Genomic DNA, 19,555 nt, shown 5'->3' with positions numbered 1-19,555 from the left:
ATGACCGCGCTCGTCCGCCATCCCGTCCACAGAGCGCTCACCCGCCCACAGATGTTCGCGGGCGTGACGTTCAACTACTTCATCATCAACGGGGTGGTGACAACAGAGGCATTCCTGATCACCGGCAGCTGGCTCGCGGTGCTGACCTTCGTGGTCATGCACGGCGTCGGCTATTTCGCCTGCCTGCGCGAACCGCGCATCTTCGATCTGTGGATCACCAAGGTGTCGAAGTGCCCGCGCGTGCCGAATTACAAGCGCTGGGGATGCAACAGCTATGCCGCGTGATCACAAATGGATCGGCCCGGCCTCGTGGAGCGCCAAGGAAGCCCGTGCGGGCGACCGCCTGCCCTATGCACGCCTCGTCGACGAGAACACGCTGCTGCTGCGCGACGGCAGCGTGATGACCGCCATCCAGGTCCCCGGCCTCCTTTTCGAGACCGAGGATAGCGAGGCGCTAAACGCCCATGCCGCCACGCGCGAAGTGATGCTGCGCTCGACTCTCGATGCGCGCTTCGTCCTCTATCATCACGTGATCCGCCGCCGCGTCGCGGTGGAACTCGACGCCCAGTTCCCCGATCCGATCAGCCGACACATCGATGCGCGCTGGAAGGAGCGCCTCGGGTCCGGACAGCTGTTCGTGAACGACCAGTTCATCACGCTCATCCGCCGCCCCGCGCGCGGCAAGGCGGGCTGGGTCGAGAAGATTTCGAAGAAAGCCCGGCGTAACAAGGAAGGGCTCGAACCCGATCCCAAGGACCTGCGCTCGCTGCGCGCTGCCTCGCAGGGCCTGGTGGCTTCGCTGCAGGCCTATGGCGCGGTGCCGCTGGGCGAATATGTCGGGCCGCAGGGCAATTTGAACTCGGAACTGCTCGAATTGCTCTCGGCGCTCTACAACGGCGAGATGCGCCCCGTGCGCAAGCCTTCGGACGATGTCGATATCGGCCTTATGCTGCCCTATCGCCGCGTCAGCTTCGGCCTCGACGCGATGGAACTGCGCGGGTCGGGCTCGCCCGATTTCGGTGCGATCCTAGGCCTCAAGGACTATCCCGAAGCGACCAGCCCGGGCCTGCTCGATGGCCTGCTGCGCCTTCCCTACGAGATGGTCGTATCGGAAAGCTACGCCCCGGCAGAACGCCAGACCGCGCGCGAGCGGATGGATCTCTCGATCCGCCGCCTGAAGTCCGCGGACGAGGAAGCGATGGCGGAACGGGCCGACATGATGGCCGCGCGCGACGCGCTGGGTAACGGCGCGGTCGGGTTCGGCGATCATCACCTGACCGTTATGGTGCGCGAACGCGACCTCGGCCGCCTCGATGACGCGACCGCCGCCTGCGCCGCCGCGCTGGCAGACACGGGCGCGATCGCGGTGCGCGAGGACACCAATCTCGAGCCTGCTTTCTGGGGCCAGTTCCCCGGCAACGAGGGTTATCTCGTGCGCCGCGCGCTGATTTCCAGCGCCAACATGGCCAGCTTCGGTTCGCTCCACGGTTTCGCCCTGGGGCAGGCGCAGGGCAATCACTGGGGCGACGCGGTCACGCTGCTGGAAACCACCAGCGCGACGCCGTTCTTCTTCAATTTCCACCACGGCGATCTCGGCAATTTCTCGGTCATCGGGCCGAGCGGATCGGGCAAGACCGTGGTGATGAATTTCCTCGCCGCGCAGGCGCAGAAGTTCAGCCCGCGCACGATCCTGTTCGACAAGGATCGCGGCGCGGAACTGTTCGTGCGCGGCATTGGTGGGCGTTACGACAGCATCCGCAGCGGGGAGCCGACCGGCTTCAACCCGCTGGCCCTGCCCGATACGCCCGGCAACAGGGCGTTCCTGCGCGACTGGCTGGGTGTCCTTCTCAAGGCCGAAGGGCCGGAAGAGGACACCACGATCGCCCATGCGGTCGACGCTGCTTATGCCAATGACGCTTCGCTGCGCCGCCTGCGCCACTTCCGCGAACTGCTGTCCGGCAGCAAGCGCCCACAGCCGGGCGATCTGGCGGACCGTCTCTCGGCGTGGATCGGAGAGGGCGAGAACGCCTGGCTGTTCGACAACCGGGAGGACAAGCTGGACCTCACCGCGCGCGTGCTGGGTTTCGACATGACCGCGCTGCTGGAAAACCCCAAGCTGCGCACGCCGACGATGATGTACCTCTTCCACCGGATCGAGGAACGCCTTGACGGCAAGCCCACGATGATCCTCATCGACGAGGGCTGGAAGGCGCTCGACGACGAGGTTTTCGCCGCCCGTATCCGCGACTGGCTGAAGACGCTGCGCAAACGCAATGCGCTGGTCGGCTTCGCCACCCAGTCGGCGCGTGACGCGCTGGAAAGCCGTATCTCGACCGCGCTGGTCGAACAGACGGCGACCATGGTCTTCATGCCCAACAGCCGCGCGCGGGCAGAGGATTATTGCGACGGCTTCGGTCTAACGAGCCACGAACTCGCACTCATCCGCACGCTGCCGGCACACAGCCGCTGCTTCCTCGTGCGCCAGCCGGATGCCAGCGTGGTGGTCCGCCTCGACCTGTCGGGTGCGCCCGAAGTGCTGACGCTGCTCTCGGGCCGCGAAAGTTCGGTCCGCCGCCTCGACCTGCTGCGCGAAGCGATGGGCGATGCGCCTGCCGACTGGTTCCCGGCCCTCACCGGCAAGGCCTGGCCGGGCGGGGCGAACGATCTGCTGCATGACGACGACCTCAATCTCGCATTGGCGGCAGAATGACGAGCGCGACCTGCCAGCAGGCCGCCGAGCAGGTAGGCAACGGCGTCGCCGCCGCCCTGCGCGGTGTGGACTGCGTGGCGGGCGAGGCCTCGGCCATGGCCTTCGGGCGCCTGTTCGCGCCCGGCGGCGCGCTCGGCATGACGCTGACCATCATCCTCACGCTCTATATCGCGATCTTCGGCTTCCTGCTGCTGACCGGGCGCACCAATCTCGGCGTGCGCAGCCTGGTACCGCGCATGATGACGCTGGGACTGGTGCTGACCTTCGCGACGAGCTGGGTCGCCTACCAGAGCGTGGTGTGGAACCTCGCCATCGGGACCCCCGATTACCTCGCCGGAATTCTTACCGGCACGCGTGGCTCGGCCACCGACACATTCGCGCAGAAGATCGACGTGGTCTTCATGGCGATCCAGGAGGCAAGCGGCGGCAATTCCGACTTCTCCGCCTTCTCGCCCGACGGAATGATGTGGCTTGGCGCCATGCTGTTCATGCTCGGCACGGTGGGCCTGCTGGTCACGACCAAGATCGCGCTCGGCATCCTGATCGCGCTGGGGCCGGTATTCGTCGTCATGGCGCTGTTCAACGGGACGCGCGGCCTGTTCACCGGCTGGATCAAGGGCGTGGTGATGTGCGCGCTCGCGCCGCTGTTCGCGGTGCTGGGCGGATCGATCATGCTCGAACTCGCCGTGCCGATCCTGACCTCGCTCACCGCCAACCCCGGGTTCGTCCCAGCGCAGGCAGGCATGGCCTTCTTCATGATCGGCGCGGTCCATGTGGCGCTGATGGTGCTGGTGCTCAAGGTTGCCGGAGCCATGGTGGCAGGCTGGACCGTGTTCGGTCTCGCCAATAGCGGCGAGGAGCGCGACAGCGCGCCGGCTCCTGCTGCATCGCCCCTCTACCACCAGCAGCTTGCGGCAGCACAGGCCGCCACCCAGGCGAGCGAACAGGCACGCCGTATCGATGTCTCGGCCACCGCGACCGCTCCTGCCGCAAACGATGCGGGCGGATCGTCAAGCACCGTGCGCACCACCAAGGTCTATGCGACCGCTTCAGCCGCCGGTCAGCCGAAACCGGCCAGTGAAGGGCCCAGCCGGACGATGGGTATCGGCAGCCGCTTCAAGCCCGCGCCCGCGCGCGGTCCCGCTTCTTCGACGGAGAAATCACGATGAAACGCGCAGTGCTCCCCGCGCTCGCCCTGACCCTGGCAGCGACGCCCGCATTTGCGGACTCCCGCCTCGTCGAGGTCACCTATGACGAGTTCAGCGTCGTCACCATTCCGGGCCGCGTGAACGTGCAGGCCAGCATCGTCTTCGGCGAGGACGAGGTGATCGAGAATGTCGCCATCGGCAATTCGACCACCTGGCAGGTCACGCCCAACAAGCGCGCCAATATCCTGTTCGTGAAACCGCTCGAGGCGCGCGCCACGACCAACCTCACGGTCGTGACCAGCAAGCGCACCTATCTGTTCGACCTCGTCGCCTCGCCGACGGCCAAGCCGCTGTATGTCCTGCGCTTCGATTATCCGGTCGATCCCGAGGAGGAGGCCCGGAAAACCCAGCTGGCGCAGTCCGCTGCCGAACCGCAAGCGCAAGCGGAACCCTTCGCGGCGGTCGATCCGGCAGACCTCAACTTCGCCTGGAGCGGGGACGGCGATGCAGCCCTTCTGCCCGAGCGTGCTTTCGATGACGGACAGGCGGTTTTCCTCAGCTGGCCGACCGGCAAGGATGTGCCCGCAATTCTCGTGACCAACGCCAAGGGTGACGAGGGGCCGGTGAATTACACCGTTCGCGGCGAAACCATCGTCATCGACGGAGTGCCGCGCACGATCATACTGCGAGCGGGCAAGGAAAGCGCCACGCTGGTCAACACCGGGCCCGAACGGGCGGCGACGCCTGCGCGCAGCCCCGATGCGGCGCTGGCCCAGAAGGGGAATAACTGATGCGTCTCGCCATGCGCCTTCCCGAGAAGAAGCCCGGCAGCGCCGGAATCGCCAATGATGTCGACCCGCGCGACGAAGCCGATGCGGACGTCATCGACCTGGCCCAGCGCAATGCATTTCCGGCAGTCGCCCGCCCGGGCGGCAAGTCCGATGCGCTCGGCATGGTGGCCGGTATCGCCATCGTGGCTGGTCTAGGCGCGATCACGCTGTGGAGCATGAATTCGGCCCGCCTTCCCGAACCTGAAGGCGTGGGCAATCCGCAGGTCCAGGCACCTGTCGCGGCTGCACCGGTCGAAGCGCCGGCGGCCGACGCGGCCATCGCGCCGCCCACGCCGCAGCAGCAGGCCGCCATGGCCGATCCTGCACCTGCGCCGGTGCTCGCGGCGGCTCCGCAGACGATGCCCGGGCCCAACCCCTACAGCAATCCGACGGTGGTCTTCGATTCCGGCAGCGGTGTCGTGAGCGGCCCGGCAGCCGCCCTTGCGGAGGCAACGAGCGAAGGCGCAGCCAGCGCCACGGGCAATTCCGCATCCGATTTCGCCAGCCGCGTGGGCGGGGTGGGCGGCGCGCCCGCCCAGGCGAAAGCCATGACCAATCCCTCGACCACGGTCACGCAGGGCACGCTTATTCCCGCGATCCTCGAAACCGCGATCGATACGAATGTACCCGGTTATGTCCGCGCAGTCGTCAGCCAGGATGTGCGCAGCTTCGACGGGACCAAGGTGCTGGTGCCGCGTTCGAGCCGCCTCATCGGTCAGTACCAGTCGGGCATGCAGAACGGCCAGAAGCGCGCCTATGTCATCTGGACGCGCCTGATCCGTCCGGATGGAGCTTCCGTCAATCTCGCCTCGCCCGCCATCGGTTTCGATGGCACTACGGGCCTCGAAGGCAAGGTTTCGGGCGCCGGTTTCTTCCAGCGTTTCGGCTCCGCGCTCCTCCTCTCGGTCGTCGGCGGGCTCGGCACCATCGCCAGCGGCGGTGCAGGCGGCGTGATCATCGGCGGAGCGGGCCAGTCGGCCGCTTCCACTGCGGCACAGCAGGACGGTCAGCGCGGACCGACGGTGCGCGTGCGCATGGGCGAACCGATCCGCATCTTCACTGCGCGCGACCTCGATTTCTCGCGGGTCAGCTGAGGGCTGGCTGGGGCGATGAGCGCCGATATCCATCCCTTTGCCCACCAGGGCGCCGCTGACGAGGGTGAACCGCCAGTCGACCTGCACGGCGAACGCAGCGTCTATCTCGACGCGTACCTCAAGCCCTTCGCCGAATGGCTCGAACGCGACACGGTAACGGAAATCCTCGTCAACCGGCCGGGCGAGGTCTGGATCGAGGACGCCTCGGCCGGCGGGATGCAGAAGCTCCGCCGCCCCGAAATCGATGACCGCCTGATCCAGCGCCTTGCCGAGCAGGTCGCCCGCGTCAGCCACCAGGGCATCAACCGCGAACACCCGCTGCTGGGTGCGACCCTGCCGGGCGGTGCACGTGTCCAGTTCTGCGGTCCGCCTGCTGCCCGCAAGCACTGGGCCATGGCGATCCGCCGTCATCGCAGGCTCGACCTGCCGCTCGATGCCTATGACACCGGCCCGCTTTCCCGTCCGGAGCGCGGGGCCATGCCCGACCCGCAGGCCGAGCCTGTCGCGTTCCTGCGCGAAGCGATCCGCCAGCGCCGCACGATCCTCGTCTCCGGCGGCACCAGCACGGGCAAGACGACCTTCCTCAACGCCATGCTGGGCGAAATCCCGCGCCACGAACGCGTCGTGCTGGTTGAAGATACGCCGGAGCTAAAACTGCCGGGCGAAAACGGCGTCGGCCTAGTGGCGGTGAAGGGCGAACTCGGCGAAGCCAAGGTCACTTCCAACGAATTGCTTCAGGCGGCACTGCGCCTGCGACCCGACCGGATCGTGCTGGGCGAATTGCGCGGAGCCGAGAGCGTCAGCTTCCTTCGCGCCATCAACACGGGCCATCCCGGCAGCTTCTCGACCATCCACGCAAACAGCCTGCGCGGGGCGCTGGAGCAGCTTGCGCTGATGGTGATGCAGACCGGCATCGGCCTCACGCGGCAGGACACGATTGCCTATGCCGCAAGCGTCATCGATGTGGTCGTGCAGCTGTCGCGCGACCCCGATGGGCGTCGCGGGATCGCGCAAATCGCCGAAAGTCGCGATTTGCTCGAAAGTGGCCGATAATCGCCGGACTCCGCGCCAAACCGCCATGCCGTAGCGTCACCCGAGCCTGGGCTTGTTTCGCTATCGCAACATATCCATTGCAAAACGCTGCTGCAGCGCAACATTACTGCGCAATCCCTTGCCTGAATACGATTTCATGTTAGCTTTCTGCCCCTAGGCCGACATCAGAGCGGTCAGGGGAAGAGGAGAGGGAATATGAAAATCAGGGCAGGCCTCCTGGCCGGCATCTGTGCGGGCGCGCTCGCCGTTCCGGCCTATGCGCAGGACACCACCGGCGATTCCAGCGAGTCCGGGATTGCAGAAACCACCGACAATACCCGCGTCATCATCGTTACCGCACAGCGTCAGGCACAGAGCCTGCAGGAAGTTCCGATCGCGGTCAGCGCCTTCGATGCCGAAGCGCTCGAAGCGCAGCAGATCGAAAATGCGAGCGACCTCCAGCTGACGCTGCCGAACGTCTCGTTCACAAAGTCGAACTTCACCAGCTCCAGCTTCACCATCCGCGGCATCGGCGACCTCTGCGTCGGTGTGACCTGCGATGCCGCAACGGCAATCCACGTAAACGGTTCGCCGCTGTTCGGCACCCGCCTGTTCGAAACCGAGTATTTCGATCTCGAGCGTATCGAAGTCCTTCGTGGCCCGCAGGGCACGCTGTTCGGACGTAACGCGACGTCGGGCGTGGTCAACGTCGTGACGGCGAAGCCCGACCTATCCGGCTTCGGCGCCGCTGCCGAATTCGAATACGGCAGCTTCGACAGCATGCGCGTGAAGGGCATGGTCAACATTCCGATCGGCGATTCGGTCGGTATGCGCGTCGCGGGCTACTATCTCGACCGCGACGGTTTCACGGAGAACCTGTACGACGGCTCGAATATCGATGGCCGCGAGATGTATGCGATCCGCGGTTCGCTGCGGTTCGAACCGACCGCAACCACCACTATCGACCTCATGGGCTTCTACTTCCGTGAAGACGACGATCGCATGCGTATCCAGAAGCAGACCTGTCAGCGCGATCCCACGGGCGTCTTGGGCTGTCTTGCGGGGCGCCGCGATTTCGACAGCACCAATGCCAACTCGACACTGGCTTCGGTCCTGACCTCGGCCGAACTCTTCGCCATCCAAGGCCTGCCGACCGCGCTTGCACTGGGCAGCGTCTACGGTCCAGACGGGTTCGCCAATTTCGACGAGCCGGACGACGTGCGCGTCGTGAATACGCCGTTCACGCCGGAATATTACGCCGACGAATTGCAGATCCAGGCACACCTCGACCAGGCAATCGGCGCAATGAACCTGTCGGTGACCGGTATCTACCAGGAAACCACGGTCGACAGCCGCCAGGACTACAACCTCGGCATCCTCGACCGCAGCGGGTATGCCACTGGCCTGAATACCTTGGCATTCTTTGCCGCGAACGGGATTCCGACGGGCGTCGCCTCGCCGGCGTTCATCCCGGGTTCCAGCGCATATTTCGCACCCATTGCGGCTGCGCTGATCCCCAACGGGCCGAACGGCGTGCTGTGTACCTCGGACAACCTGACCGAAAACCAGGGCGTATTCGAAGGCCAATCGATCTGTTCGGACGCGCCGCTGGCATTCGACCGTTCCTACCAGGAACAGACCTCGTGGTCGGGTGAAGTCATCCTGTCGAGCGACTATGACGGGCCGTTCAACTTCCTCGTCGGCGGCATCTATGCCGAATCCGAGGTGGGCGAGAATAGCTATTACGTGAACTCGTTCGGTCTCGATTATGCCACCGCCATGCTCGGCACGTTCTCGTCCTTTGCGAACGGTCTGCCGCCGTCCTATCTTGCCACGTCGATGTACCGGAACAACACGACTGACTTCAAACTGCAGAGCTTCGGCATCTTCGGTGAAGTCTACTTCGACATCAGCGATCGCCTGAAGTTCACCGGCGGCCTGCGCTACAACGACGACAAGAAGACCGTCGAAGCACGCACCACGCTGGCAAGCTTCCTCAACCCCTTCAGCAACGATGGCGATCCTTTCGATTCGCCGTTCGCAGGAGGGTTCGATGCCGACCCCGGTATCGACGGAGCGCAACCGTTCCAGGTCCGTGAGGTGTCGTTCAACGAGATAACCGGTCGTGCCGTGCTCGACTACGAGATCTCGCCAGACAACACGCTCTACGTCTCCTACTCGCGCGGCTACAAGTCGGGCGGTATCAACCCGCCGCTGTCGCCGATCTTCGCTGTGTCGGAAAGCTTCGGTCCGGAATCAATCAATGCGTTCGAAATCGGCTCGAAGAACACTTTCCTCGACGGCACTGCGCAGGTGAACCTGACCGGTTTCTACTACGACTACAGCGGCCTGCAGCTTAGCCGCATCGTCGCACGTACCTCGGTCAACGACACGATCGATGCCAAGATCTGGGGTGTCGAACTCGAAACCGTCCTGTCGCCGAGCAGGAACTGGCTCATCAACCTGAACCTCAGCTACCTCAATGCAGAGGTTGCCGGCGACCAGTTCTTCTCGAACCCGCGCGATCCGGGCGGCGGCGATCCCGACGCCGTGATCATCAAGGATCTGGGCAACGGTTCGCACTGCGCACTCACCGGTGCGGGGGCCGATGGCCTGGTCAACTTCCTGAACCCCTATTTCGGGCTTCAGGGCACCAGCGAATTCCCGGCTGACGGCGGTATCGCCTCCTCCGGCGCATTCGGTATCTGCTCGATCTACCAGGCAGCGACTGCCGGGGCGATCGGACTGGTGAACCCGGCTCTGGCTCCGCTGCAGCCCTTCATCGATGCCTTCGGCCCCGTCTCGGTGCTGAGCCCCGGTGTGGAAGTGAACCTTAAGGGCAACAAGCTCCCGCAGGCGCCGGAATACAAGGCGTCGCTGGGCGTGCAGTATACGGCGGAATTCGGCAGCGGCATGACGCTGGTGCCGCGCTTCGACATCGCCCTGACCGGCGAACAGTACGGCAACGTGTTCAACGGCAATGTGAACCGGATCGAACCTTTCGTTCAGGCGAATGCGCAGATCCAGCTCAATTCCGCCGACGAGCGCTGGTACGTCCGGGCATTCGTCCAGAACATGTTCGATTCGGACTCGGTCACGGGCCTTTACCTGACCGATGCCTCATCGGGTAACTTCACCAATATCTTCACGCTCGACCCGCGCCGCTACGGCGTCGCGATCGGTGCGAAGTTCTAAGTAACCCTGTCAAAGGGAGGGGGAAGGGGCGGCCTTGTGCCGCCCCTTTTTTTATGCGCGGTTGCTACTGGTCGCAAAGGGCGAGAAGTCGGTGTCCGTATCGAACACCTCGGTGCCTTCGGCGCGCTTGAGCGAATTGATGACGAGATAGGTGACCGGCGTCAGGATCGCTTCCCATGCGGTCTTGATCAGCCACTGGGACAGGACGACCTGCCACAGCAGTTCGGGTGGCCAACCGGCGAGGCCCCAGAAGGCAAGCGGATAGAAGATCAGGCTGTCGAGCCCCTGGCCCACCACGGTCGAGCCGATGGTGCGCATCCACAAATGGCGCCCCTGCGTCCACACTTTCATCTTCGCAAGGACGAAGCTGTTGGCGAACTCGCCGGCCCAGAAGGCGACCATGGACGCCAGCACGATGCGCCAGCTGTTTCCGAACACGAACTCGTAGGCTTCCTGCCCCGGCCAGCCATCCGCCGGTGGGAGTTGCACCACAACCCAGGCCATGAAGGCCATGAACAACAGCGCTGCAAAACCGGTCCAGATCACACGCCGAGCGCGGGCGTATCCGTAGACCTCGGTCAGCACGTCGCCGATAATATAGCTGACGGGAAAAAACAGCACGCCCGCCCCGAAAGACCATTCGCCGATCCCCGGCAGGGTGACGTAACTGGGCTTGGATGCGCCAATCAGGTTCGACAGCAGGAGGATAGTGACGAAAGCCGCCATCACCAGGTCGTAATAGCGAAACTGCGGCGCCTGCGCCGGGGCGGGGTGGTCCTGCTTTTCCATAGCGCGCTGACTATCGCCGATTGGCGCAATCGCAAAGCCGCGTTATGGCTCGCCCCGCGCGCGCCCGTAGCTCATCTGGATAGAGCGCGAGACTTCTAATCTTGAGGCAGCAGGTTCGAGTCCTGCCGGGCGCGCCAGCCTTGCCTCACCCCCGCATCGCGCTGGTCAGCTGTTCCCGGGTCACCGGATAGCCGAGATCGTCGGGAATGGTGAGGAACGAACCCTCCGCTTCCTTGACGATTTCCGGCGTTATGGTCCTGACCGGCGTCGCGCGGGCATGATCGCGCGCTTCGTCGAAGGATGCGAACTGCGCCAGGCGTTCCAGATTGCGGCGGGTGGGGAAGATCAGCGCGATTTCGCCCGTATCGGCCATGGCCAGCGCTTCCCTCGCGCTGACCCAGAACAGGCGCGTGTTCTCCGTCTCGTCAACCTCGACTTCCACCGCTCCAGTACCAAGGTCGGCGAGGTAGAACATGGTGTCGAAGATGCGGTTGTGTGCGAGGCCAAGGGGCAACCAGCGCGCAAAAGGCGTCAGCGCATCAAGGTCCAGAGTGAGGTCGAAACTGGCAAGCACGGGCGCTAGTTCGCCGCGTTCGAGCAGCATTGCGCGCGCTTCGGCTGCGCGGCCTGCATCCATGTCGCCGGTAAGCCCGAGCGCGAGCCCCGTTTCCTCAAGGGTTTCGCGGATCGCAGCGATGCGATGGGCGACCTCGTCTTCGCGATCATGCGATGCAAGCGTGCGCGCCAATGCGCGGTCCTGCGGGTCCACACGCCCGCCGGGGAATACGGCCATGCCGCCGGCAAAGCTCATGTTGCGCGATCGGACGGTCATGAGGATCTGCGGGTCGGGTCCGGTGCGGCCCTTGCGGAAGATGACCAGCGTTGCGGCCGGAATCGGTTCGACAGTCTGGTCAGGTGCGCTCATCGGGAGATGTTGTGCCGCGCGGCTCGCAGCTTGCCAAGCGCCTCTTTCCCGGACGTGTCGGGAATATTTACAGAACGATCAGAGTGAATCCGGGTGTTAACCATCGTGAGCGGCCAGAACAGGCGCTTTCGCTGTTTTGGCACGGGGTCTGCATCATTTCTGTCAGAACGTTTGGTCTTCACGAGACGGACCACCCTGGTCTCCCGGTGCGTCTCGAACCAAATAAAAGGCCCGCCAGGACGTCCCCCCGGCGGGCCTTACCCGTTTCAGGATCGGAAAGTCAGCTTTCGGCTTTGGCGACCTGCTTTTCTTCCATCATCTGCTGAAGTTCACCTGCTTCGAACATTTCCATCATGATGTCGCTGCCGCCGACGAATTCGCCCTTCACGTAGAGCTGGGGGATGGTCGGCCAGTCTGAAAAGCTCTTGATGCCCTGGCGGATTTCCATGTCCTGCAGGACGTCGACGCTTTCATAAGCCACGCCGCAATGGTCGAGGATGGCGACCGCGCGGTTGGAAAAGCCGCACTGCGGGAAAAGTGGCGTGCCCTTCATGAAGAGGACCACGTCGTTGCTGCCGACCAGATCGGCGATGCGCGAATTTACATCGGACATGATTGCCCTGCCTTTGTCTGAAGTGAATCTTGCTTAAATCGTCAGTTGGGAACTTGGGTCGTCAGTTGCAAGGCGTGGAGTTCCCCGCCCATCCTGCCGCCCAGTGCATCGTAGACCAGCTTGTGCTGGGCGACGCGGGTCTTGCCGACGAACTGGGGGGCGATGACCTTCGCCGCCCAGTGATCATTGTCGCCGGCAAGGTCGCGCATCTCGACGACTGCGCCGGGCAGCGCTTCCTCGATCAGCGCGACGATATCCTCGGATTTCATCGGCATGGGATTACTTCTGGTCGCTCATGAACTGGCGGCGTGCCTCGACGGCGCATTCCTCGACCTTGGAGCGGATATCGGCTTCACTGATATCGCATTCCGCGGCAGTCAGGTCGCCGAGCAGCTTGCGGATCACATCCTCGTCACCCGCTTCCTCGAAGTCCGCCTGCACGACGGCCTTCTTGTAGGCGTCGGTTTCTTCCTCGGTCAGGCTCATCAGGCCCGCAGCCCATTCGCCCAGCAGGCGGTTACGGCGCGCCGCGATCTTGAATTCGGTTTCCTGGTCGAATGCGAACTTGGTTTCCTCGCCGCGTTCGCGATCCTTGAAGTCGGTCATGTCTATCCCCTTGGAAGAAGCTGCCTTGCCGAATAGGGGCGCTGCCGCCGAGCGGCAAGGCCCCCGACAGGCAAAATCAGTCCATCGTCACCACGAGCTTGCCGATCGCGCCGCGGTTTTCGAGCTTGGCGATGGCTTCGTGGGCCCGGTCGATCGGATAGGTTTCGCTGACCAGCGGGTTGATCTTGCCGGCCTTCCAGAGGTCGAACAGCTCGGCGATATTGGCGTTGTTGCGCTTCGGCTCGCGCGCGGTGAACGCGCCCCAGAACACGCCGCGAATGTCGCAGCTCTTCAGCAAGGTCAAGTTTAGCGGCATCTTGGCGATACCGGCGGGGAAACCGATGACGAGGAAGCGGCCTTCCCAGGCGATGGAGCGCAGCGCCGGTTCGGAATAGTCGCCGCCGACGATGTCGTAGACGATGTCCGCGCCATTGGGCCCGACCGCGTCCTTGAAAGCCTGCGCCAGCGCCTTGGACTGGTCCTTGTCGAACGGTGCGCGCGGATAGATGACGACTTCGTCCGCGCCCGCTTTCCTTGCGACCTCGCCTTTCTCTTCAGTCGAGACGGCTGCGACCACGCGGCAGCCGTAGGCCTTGGCCAGTTCGACGGCCGAGAGGCCGACGCCGCCGGCAGCGCCGAGGACGAGGACGGTTTCGCCTTCCTTGATGTCGCCGCGGTCTTTCAAACCATGGATGGTCGTACCGTAGGTCATCAGCAGTGCCGACGCCTGCACGAGGTCGATACCGACGGGCACGCGGAACAGGCGGGCTGCGGAAACCGCGACCTTTTCCTGCAGGCCGCCATTGCCGACGCCGCAGATCACCCGGTCACCGACGGCAAAGCCTTCGACGCCTTCACCCAGCGCCTCGATCGTGCCCGAGATTTCGCCGCCCGGACTGAACGGGCGGGGCGGCTTGAACTGGTACATGTCGCGGATGATTAGCGTGTCGGGGAAATTGATCGCGCAGGCGGCGACCTTGATCAGCACCTCGCCCGCGCCGGGCACGGGTTCTGCAATGTCCTCTACGACAAGGGTTTCGGGGCCGCCGACCTCTTTCGACAGGACTGCTTTCATGCTGCATCTCTCCTCTGCGGCGCGTCGAGCCAGGGTAGGTCCGCCGCGCGCTTTCTCTCATGATTTTCGATGGCATCGACGCTTTCGAGCGTGAGGCCGATTTCGTCCAGCCCTTCGAGCAGGCAGTGCTTGCGGAACGGATCCACTTCGAATTCGAAGCGGTCTTGAAAGGGCGTAGTGACGGTCTGTGTTTCAAGGTCCACCGTGATCGGGTGATCCTTGGCCACTTCGAGCAGGCGATCGACCTGTTCGGGCGGCAGGACAACGGTCAGGATGCCGTTCTTGAAGGCATTGCCTGAGAAGATGTCCGAAAAGCTCGGCGCGATAACCGCGCGAATGCCAAGGTCGAGCATAGCCCATGCGGCATGTTCGCGGCTGGACCCGCAACCGAAATTGTCGCCCGCGATCAGGATCGGCGCACCGGCGAAATCCTCGACATCGAAGGGATTGCCGGGTGCCTGGCGGATCGTTTCGAACGCGCCCTTGCCAAGCCCTTCGCGGCTAACGGTTTTCAGCCAGTGCGCGGGAATGATGACGTCGGTGTCGACATTCTTGAGCCCCAGCGGGATCGCCCGGCCTGCAATGGTCGACACCTTGTCCATCAGTCTGTCTCCGGCTTCTCGCCCGAAGGGATCGGTCCGGGCTGCTTGGGCTGGTTTTTCTTTTCGCGGCGCTTGTTCGCATAGAGCAGCGCTGCGGCGATTGCAGCCGAACCGATCGCACCGGCGATGGCGGCCTTGCCTTTGGGTAGCTTGGTCATGCTGCCCTCATGGGATGGCGAACGGGGAAGGGCAAGAGGGTTACGAGCCGACCAGCTTGCGAACGTCGGTCAGCCGTCCCGTAACCGCAGCAGCGGCAGCCATCGCCGGGCTCATCAGGTGGGTGCGCGCACCCGGGCCCTGACGGCCGACGAAATTGCGGTTGCTGGTGGAGGCGCAGCGTTCACCCGGCGGGACCTTGTCGGGGTTCATCGCGAGACAGGCGGAACAGCCCGGTTCGCGCCATTCGAAACCGGCATCGGTGAAAATCCGGTCGAGCCCTTCTTCCTCCGCTTGCCGCTTGACGAGGCCGGAGCCGGGCACGGCAATAGCCCAGCGTACGCCTGGCGCTTTCCGGCGGCCCTTGAGGACCTCCGCCGCGGCCCGCAGGTCTTCGATCCGGCTGTTGGTGCACGAACCGATGAAGACATTCTCGATGGCGACTTCTTCCAGCGGCACACCGGGCTCGAGCCCCATGTAATCGAGGCTCTTGCGGGCAGCCTGCTGCTTGGACGGGTCGGAGAAGCTTTCGGGCGCCGGCACCGCGCCGCCGATCGGCACGACGTCTTCGGGGCTCGTGCCCCAGCTGACGGTTGGTTCGATATCGGCGGCGTCGATCACCACGGTCTTGTCGAATTGCGCCCCTTCGTCCGTTGCCAGCGAACGCCACCATTCGACCGCGCGGTCCCAGTCGGCACCCTGCGGTGCGTATTTGCGTCCAGCCAGATAGGCGAAGACCTTGTCGTCGGGCGCGATGAGGCCGGCTCGCGCGCCGCCCTCGATGCTCATGTTGCACACGGTCAGCCGTCCCTCGACGCTCATACGTTCGAACACCTTGCCGCGGTATTCGATCACGTGGCCGGTACCGCCGGCGGTCCCGATGACGCCGATGATATGGAGGATGAGGTCCTTCGGCGTCACGCCGGGGCCGAGTTCGCCCTCGACGCGGATTTCCATGGTCTTGCTCTGACGCAAGAGCAGCGTCTGAGTCGCCAAGACATGCTCGACCTCGCTCGTGCCGATGCCGAAGGCCAGCGCGCCGATCCCGCCATGGGCGGCGGTATGGCTGTCACCGCAGACGATAGTCGTGCCTGGGAGCGAGAAGCCCTGTTCGGGGCCGACCACGTGGACGATGCCCTGCTCGGGCGCGACGGCATCGATATAATCGATCCCGAATGCCGGTGCGTTGGCTTCGAGAGCGGCGAGCTGCGCGGCGCTTTGCGGGTCGGCGATTGGAAGCCGGTTGCCGGCAGCATCGAGACGCGCGGTCGTCGGCAAATTGTGGTCTGGCACGGCCAGCGTGAGGTCGGGGCGGCGCACTGTGCGGCCCGAAACCCGCAGCGCCTCGAAGGCTTGCGGACTGGTGACCTCGTGAACGAGATGCCGGTCTATATAGAGGAGGCAGGTGCCATCGTCGCTGCGTTCGACGACGTGGGCATCCCAGATCTTTTCGTAGAGTGTGCGCGGTTTGCTGGCCATGTCGGGGCAAGATGTGCGGCACGATTGTCACGCGCGCAAAAAGGCAATTCCAGAGTCTTCCAAACTTAACCTTTCTCTGCTTTACTGACACTCATGTCAGCAAAGCCATTCGCCTTCCCGATCAAGGTCATCCCCACGGACATCGACTTCATGGGTCACGTCAACAACGCCCGCTATCTCAGCTGGGTGCAGGACGTGGTGCTTGCGCACTGGCAGAAGCTGGCCCCGGCAGAAGAAGTGGCGAGCAAGGCGTGGGTCGCGCTCAAGCACGAGATTACCTATCGCAAGCCCGCTTTCCTCGATGACGAGGTGATCGCCGAAACCGTGCTCGAAAAGATCAAGGGCGCGCGCAGCTTCTACAACACGGTCATTCGCCGCGGCGAAGACGTTCTGGCCGAAGTGAAGAGCATGTGGTGCTGCCTCGATAGCGAAACCCACCGTCCGGCGCGTATCAGCAGCGAAGTGGCGGAAAAGTTCTTCGGCCTCACTTCTGCGCGCAAGGCCCGCGCAGAATAGCGTTTTGCACTGGCCCGCAGCGGCCACTATATCCGCGATATGGCAAGCGCTCAGCAAATCCGGCTTTCGGCTGCCCCGCGCAGCGGGCAGGCCACCATCGGCCTGACCCTAGCGCTCGGCATCGTGGCAAGCTGGCTGGCGATCCACGCCTACGCCATGTTCGTGTTCGATCTCACCTGGACGAGCCTGCCTTTCGCGCTCCTGATGGCGGTGGTGCAATGCTGGCTTTCCGTCGGCCTCTTCATCGTCAGTCATGACGCGATGCACGGCTCGCTGGTGCCGGGGCACAAGCGCATCAACGGGGCGATCGGCGGCAGCCTGCTGTTCCTTTACGCAGGCTTCGGCTGGACCCGGATGCGCGATGCCCATTTCGACCATCACAAGGCCCCGGGGACCGAGCGCGATCCCGACTTCAGCGCCGACCACCCGACCAGCTTCTGGCCATGGTACGCGACATTCCTCAGGCGCTATTTCGGCTGGCGGTCGATCCTCTTCGTCAGCACCGTGGTTACGGTCTACTGGCTGGTGCTGGGTATTCCGGTAGAGAAGATCGTCCTGCTCTACGGCGCACCCGCCATCGCATCGTCCATGCAGCTGTTCTATTTCGGCACCTTCCGCCCGCACCGCCATGACGGGGAGGGGTTCGCCGATGAACACAATGCCCGCAGCGACGGGTTCGGCGTGCTCGCCTCGCTCGCCAGCTGCTTCCATTTCGGCTATCATCACGAACATCACCGCGCCCCGCACGTCCCCTGGTGGGGCCTTCCGCGGGCGCGCCGCGCGATGTCGCAAACAGAGTTAAACGCATGAGCCTGCTTGCCATCCTCCTGACCGTGTTCCTGTCGATCGTCGGCATGGAACTGTTCGCCTGGTGGGCGCACAAATACATCATGCACGGCTGGGGCTGGGGCTGGCACCGCGACCACCACGACCCGCATGACAATACTTTCGAGAAGAACGACCTCTACGCCGTCACTTTCGGTACGATCGTCTTCGCGATGTTCGCCATCGGCTATGTCGTGTCGGACCTGCTGTGGTGGATTGCCTTCGGCATCACCTGCTACGGCGTCATCTACACGCTGGTTCACGACGGGCTCGTCCACCAGCGCTACTTCCGCTGGGTCCCGAAAAAGGGCTACGCCAAGCGGCTGGTGCAGGCGCACAAGCTGCACCACGCGACCATCGGCAAGGAAGGCGGCGTCAGCTTCGGCTTCGTCTTCGCGCGCGATCCCGCCAGGCTGAAGGCGGAACTCAAGGCACAGAAGGAAGCGGGCATCGCGGTCGTACGCGAAAGCGCCGGAGCCTGAGGCCCCGGCGCTTCCGTCAAATCCCGATCGCTATTAGCGGGCGTAGTTCACGTAGAGACCGTGAATAAGGCCCGGAATGAAGCCCAGCAGCGTCAGCACCAGGTTGAGCAGCGTCGTTCCGCCTAGGCCGTGCTTGGCTGCCACGCCGAGCGGGGGAAGCAGGATCGTGGCGATGAGAATCAGAATTGCCATTGAGGGTGTTCCTTTCAGTCGACCCTCCCGTCTTGTGGCACTCTAACGGGCTGAAACTGCGCGCGTTCCCGCAAGCCTATTCATTGCGTGTCGCGATCCAGCTTCCGGCAATCACCAGGATGGCGAGCGAGATGTAGTACCAGGGCGCGCCCAGCGTGAACCAGGTGAACACCGCGCCTGTCGCCATGGCGCCGATAGCCATCGTCTTTGCACGCCGACTGATGGCGCGCCGCTCGCGCCAGTCGAGCACCTGCGGGCCCCAGTGCGGATGGTCGAGGATTTTCTTTTCGAGTTCCGGGCTTGAGCGGGCGAAGAAATAGACCGCCAGCAGTAGGAAAGGCACGGTCGGCATGATCGGCAGGAACGCGCCGATCGCGCCGAGGCCGACGGCAAGGAAACCGAATGCGCGGTAGATATGCCGGCGCATCCTACCCCGCAGCTATCCGCGCCGCATGCTCTTTGACGAGCGCGATCATGTTGGGCACACCCTGCGTACGGTTGCTCGACAGCTGGTTCCTGAGGTCGAAGGGTTCGAGCGCGGCGGTCACGTCCATCTGCGCCACTTCCGCCGCCGGCTTGTCCTGCACGGCCGCGATGACGAGCGACACGATGCCCTTGGTGATGGCCGCATTGCTGTCGGCAAGGAAATGCAGCCGCTCCGCGTCGCCCGTGGGATAGACCCAGACTGCTGCGGAGCATCCGCGCACAAGCGTCGCATCGGTCTTGAGCGCGTCGGGCATGGGCTCGAGTTCGCGGCCCAGCTCGATCAGCAGGCGATAGCGTTCGTCGCCTTCGAGAAAGTCGTATTCGTCGGCAATGTCGGAAAGAGTGCGCATGGGCGCGGCATCTAGCCAGCGAAACACGCTGCGTCCATCGGCGTCAGCCGGACAGCCCGCCGGGACGGGTGAATGCATAATAGATGACGTAGAACCATCCGAAGAAGCCCTGGAGGATGGCCCAGAGGATCGACTGGTGCTGGCTCCACGAGATGGCGACCGCGATGGCGCTGCCAAGGCCGATGCCGGCCTGCGCGGCATTGTTGGTCGCGCTCACAGGTCCACCCCGCTGGCAATCGCCTCGAGCTTCTTGATGCGTTCGCGCAGGTCGGCGAGCTCGATCCGGGCGGCGCCCATCGCGCTGCCCTCGTCGTCGCGCGGGCCTTCCTCGCGTTCGAGTTCGCGGCGCTTGTACTCCATCCAGTCATGCCATGCGCGGAGCAGGGCTCCTGCCACGATGACCAGGCCGATCAGCGAAGCTGCCGCGACGACGATAGTCGGTTCGAACAT

Annotated in this window: 24 protein-coding genes and 1 tRNA gene; 11 read left to right on the top strand and 14 right to left on the bottom strand. The window is 64.1% G+C overall.

Annotation, left to right across the window (positions count from 1 at the left end):
* From GRI42_RS08505 to GRI42_RS08475, 7 genes are all read left to right on the top strand, one after another.
* Entirely contained in the window at window positions 1–285 is a 285-nt protein-coding gene (locus tag GRI42_RS08505; protein WP_160608047.1) for a type IV secretion system protein VirB3, read from the top strand.
* Window positions 275–2,710: a VirB4 family type IV secretion/conjugal transfer ATPase gene (locus tag GRI42_RS08500; protein ID WP_160608045.1), complete on the top strand. Its 2,436-nt coding sequence runs from the start codon at window positions 275–277 to the stop codon at window positions 2,708–2,710. The genes GRI42_RS08505 and GRI42_RS08500 overlap by 11 nt, the downstream gene beginning before the upstream one ends.
* Complete coding sequence (locus tag GRI42_RS08495; protein WP_160608043.1) at window positions 2,707–3,879, top strand: type IV secretion system protein; 1,173 nt, start codon at window positions 2,707–2,709, stop codon at window positions 3,877–3,879. The genes GRI42_RS08500 and GRI42_RS08495 overlap by 4 nt, the downstream gene beginning before the upstream one ends.
* Window positions 3,876–4,649 carry a TrbG/VirB9 family P-type conjugative transfer protein gene (locus tag GRI42_RS08490; RefSeq protein WP_160608041.1) on the top strand — a complete coding sequence of 258 codons (774 nt, stop codon included), beginning with the start codon at window positions 3,876–3,878 and terminating at the stop codon, window positions 4,647–4,649. The genes GRI42_RS08495 and GRI42_RS08490 overlap by 4 nt, the downstream gene beginning before the upstream one ends.
* On the top strand, window positions 4,649–5,782 hold the full coding sequence (locus GRI42_RS08485; protein ID WP_160608039.1) for a TrbI/VirB10 family protein: 1,134 nt from the start codon (window positions 4,649–4,651) through the stop codon (window positions 5,780–5,782). Before GRI42_RS08490 ends, GRI42_RS08485 begins: the two co-directional genes overlap by 1 nt.
* A gap of 15 nt (window positions 5,783–5,797) precedes the next feature.
* Complete coding sequence (gene virB11, locus GRI42_RS08480; RefSeq protein WP_160608037.1) at window positions 5,798–6,835, top strand: P-type DNA transfer ATPase VirB11; 1,038 nt, start codon at window positions 5,798–5,800, stop codon at window positions 6,833–6,835.
* A gap of 195 nt (window positions 6,836–7,030) precedes the next feature.
* Window positions 7,031–10,009 carry a TonB-dependent receptor gene (locus GRI42_RS08475; protein ID WP_160608035.1) on the top strand — a complete coding sequence of 993 codons (2,979 nt, stop codon included), beginning with the start codon at window positions 7,031–7,033 and terminating at the stop codon, window positions 10,007–10,009.
* A gap of 51 nt (window positions 10,010–10,060) precedes the next feature.
* Here GRI42_RS08475 and GRI42_RS08470 read toward each other — a convergent pair whose 3' ends face one another.
* Complete coding sequence (locus GRI42_RS08470) at window positions 10,061–10,798, bottom strand: queuosine precursor transporter (RefSeq protein ID WP_160608033.1); 738 nt, start codon at window positions 10,796–10,798, stop codon at window positions 10,061–10,063.
* A gap of 60 nt (window positions 10,799–10,858) precedes the next feature.
* On the opposite strand from GRI42_RS08470, the gene GRI42_RS08465 reads away from it, so the two are divergent.
* Window positions 10,859–10,935, top strand: a tRNA-Arg gene (locus GRI42_RS08465).
* Between the two features lie 8 nt (window positions 10,936–10,943).
* Here GRI42_RS08465 and GRI42_RS08460 read toward each other — a convergent pair.
* The 8 genes from GRI42_RS08460 to leuC all read right to left on the bottom strand — a co-directional run bounded on the left by GRI42_RS08460 (window position 10,944) and on the right by leuC (window position 16,254).
* Window positions 10,944–11,723, bottom strand: coding sequence for an NUDIX hydrolase (locus GRI42_RS08460; RefSeq protein ID WP_160608031.1), 780 nt, complete (start codon window positions 11,721–11,723; stop codon window positions 10,944–10,946).
* Window positions 11,724–12,003: 280 nt separating this feature from the next.
* Window positions 12,004–12,336: a Grx4 family monothiol glutaredoxin gene (gene grxD / locus GRI42_RS08455; RefSeq protein ID WP_160608029.1), complete on the bottom strand. Its 333-nt coding sequence runs from the start codon at window positions 12,334–12,336 to the stop codon at window positions 12,004–12,006.
* A gap of 41 nt (window positions 12,337–12,377) precedes the next feature.
* Window positions 12,378–12,611: a BolA family protein gene (locus GRI42_RS08450; protein WP_160608027.1), complete on the bottom strand. Its 234-nt coding sequence runs from the start codon at window positions 12,609–12,611 to the stop codon at window positions 12,378–12,380.
* 4 nt (window positions 12,612–12,615) lie between these two features.
* Window positions 12,616–12,942 carry a DUF1476 domain-containing protein gene (locus tag GRI42_RS08445; RefSeq protein WP_160608016.1) on the bottom strand — a complete coding sequence of 109 codons (327 nt, stop codon included), beginning with the start codon at window positions 12,940–12,942 and terminating at the stop codon, window positions 12,616–12,618.
* Between the two features lie 76 nt (window positions 12,943–13,018).
* The gene (locus tag GRI42_RS08440) at window positions 13,019–14,017 is read right to left on the bottom strand and encodes an NADPH:quinone oxidoreductase family protein (protein WP_160608014.1); all 999 of its coding nucleotides are present in this window, start codon (window positions 14,015–14,017) and stop codon (window positions 13,019–13,021) included.
* Window positions 14,014–14,619, bottom strand: a complete 606-nt coding sequence (leuD, locus tag GRI42_RS08435; protein ID WP_160608012.1) for a 3-isopropylmalate dehydratase small subunit — start codon at window positions 14,617–14,619, stop codon at window positions 14,014–14,016. Before leuD ends, GRI42_RS08440 begins: the two co-directional genes overlap by 4 nt.
* On the bottom strand, window positions 14,619–14,777 hold the full coding sequence (locus GRI42_RS08430) for an isopropylmalate isomerase (protein WP_160608011.1): 159 nt from the start codon (window positions 14,775–14,777) through the stop codon (window positions 14,619–14,621). Before GRI42_RS08430 ends, leuD begins: the two co-directional genes overlap by 1 nt.
* 40 nt (window positions 14,778–14,817) lie before the next feature.
* Window positions 14,818–16,254 carry a 3-isopropylmalate dehydratase large subunit gene (gene leuC / locus GRI42_RS08425; protein WP_160608009.1) on the bottom strand — a complete coding sequence of 479 codons (1,437 nt, stop codon included), beginning with the start codon at window positions 16,252–16,254 and terminating at the stop codon, window positions 14,818–14,820.
* Window positions 16,255–16,347: 93 nt separating this feature from the next.
* On the opposite strand from leuC, the gene GRI42_RS08420 reads away from it, so the two are divergent.
* The 3 genes from GRI42_RS08420 to GRI42_RS08410 are packed head-to-tail and all read left to right on the top strand — an operon-like array spanning window position 16,348 to window position 18,077.
* The gene (locus tag GRI42_RS08420) at window positions 16,348–16,770 is read left to right on the top strand and encodes an acyl-CoA thioesterase (protein ID WP_160608007.1); all 423 of its coding nucleotides are present in this window, start codon (window positions 16,348–16,350) and stop codon (window positions 16,768–16,770) included.
* Between the two features lie 39 nt (window positions 16,771–16,809).
* A complete protein-coding gene (locus GRI42_RS08415; RefSeq protein ID WP_160608005.1) occupies window positions 16,810–17,580 on the top strand; it encodes a fatty acid desaturase in 771 nt (256 codons plus the stop codon).
* The gene (locus GRI42_RS08410) at window positions 17,577–18,077 is read left to right on the top strand and encodes a sterol desaturase family protein (RefSeq protein WP_160608003.1); all 501 of its coding nucleotides are present in this window, start codon (window positions 17,577–17,579) and stop codon (window positions 18,075–18,077) included. The genes GRI42_RS08415 and GRI42_RS08410 overlap by 4 nt, the downstream gene beginning before the upstream one ends.
* Window positions 18,078–18,110: 33 nt before the next feature.
* On the opposite strand, the gene GRI42_RS08405 is transcribed toward GRI42_RS08410, so the two are convergent.
* From GRI42_RS08405 to GRI42_RS08390, 5 genes are all read right to left on the bottom strand, one after another.
* Window positions 18,111–18,269 (bottom strand): YqaE/Pmp3 family membrane protein, encoded by a 159-nt coding sequence (locus GRI42_RS08405; protein ID WP_160608000.1) that lies wholly within the window; start codon window positions 18,267–18,269, stop codon window positions 18,111–18,113.
* Between the two features lie 76 nt (window positions 18,270–18,345).
* Window positions 18,346–18,696, bottom strand: a complete 351-nt coding sequence (locus GRI42_RS08400) for a YbaN family protein (protein WP_160607998.1) — start codon at window positions 18,694–18,696, stop codon at window positions 18,346–18,348.
* 1 nt (window position 18,697) lies between these two features.
* On the bottom strand, window positions 18,698–19,105 hold the full coding sequence (locus GRI42_RS08395; protein WP_160607996.1) for a SufE family protein: 408 nt from the start codon (window positions 19,103–19,105) through the stop codon (window positions 18,698–18,700).
* Between the two features lie 43 nt (window positions 19,106–19,148).
* Window positions 19,149–19,322: a hypothetical protein gene (locus tag GRI42_RS13845; protein WP_170290010.1), complete on the bottom strand. Its 174-nt coding sequence runs from the start codon at window positions 19,320–19,322 to the stop codon at window positions 19,149–19,151.
* Complete coding sequence (locus tag GRI42_RS08390) at window positions 19,319–19,555, bottom strand: hypothetical protein (RefSeq protein ID WP_160607994.1); 237 nt, start codon at window positions 19,553–19,555, stop codon at window positions 19,319–19,321. The genes GRI42_RS13845 and GRI42_RS08390 overlap by 4 nt, the downstream gene beginning before the upstream one ends.

The organism is Qipengyuania gaetbuli (assembly GCF_009827315.1).
Taxonomy (GTDB): domain Bacteria; phylum Pseudomonadota; class Alphaproteobacteria; order Sphingomonadales; family Sphingomonadaceae; genus Qipengyuania; species Qipengyuania gaetbuli.
This window is presented reverse-complemented; position numbering and strand designations above follow the sequence as displayed.